1 pseudogene is annotated in these 470 nt (G+C 47.4%); it reads left to right on the top strand.

Annotated features, from left to right (window positions below):
* A pseudogene (locus OCI93_RS21015) lies at nucleotides 1–470 on the top strand (hypothetical protein); the annotation flags it as partial.

Consider the following 470-nt stretch of genomic DNA (forward strand, 5'->3'; position numbering starts at 1 on the left):
AAAGGCGATGGCCTAACCAGTGCCATTTACAATGCCATGGACAAACCAACCTCACTTACTAAAAATGGTATTACCAGCACCTTTGTATATGGCCCAGACCATATGCGCTTTAAGCAGGTTAAAGGCAATACTACCACGTACTACGCAGGTGCCTATGAAGAAGAGGTTGAGGGCAGCAAAACCACATGGCGCGCATATATTGGTGATGTGGCACTCATCAGCCAAGGCACAGATGAAGTGGCTACCATTCGTTACACGCATAGAGACCGCTTAGGCAGTACTCGACTCTTTACCGACCATAATGGTAAGGTAATCGCCGAGCGCAACTTTGACCCATTTGGTAAGCCAAGGCTCAGCACGGGCGGCTTAAAAGCGATATCGCAATTAGACGATAAAGACAAAACCAAAACCAACCGTGGCTTTACCGACCACGAGCACTTGGATGAACTAGAACTCATTCATATGAACGG

This window comes from Pseudoalteromonas holothuriae, from assembly GCF_945859825.1.
Taxonomy (GTDB): Bacteria; Pseudomonadota; Gammaproteobacteria; order Enterobacterales; family Alteromonadaceae; genus Pseudoalteromonas; species Pseudoalteromonas holothuriae.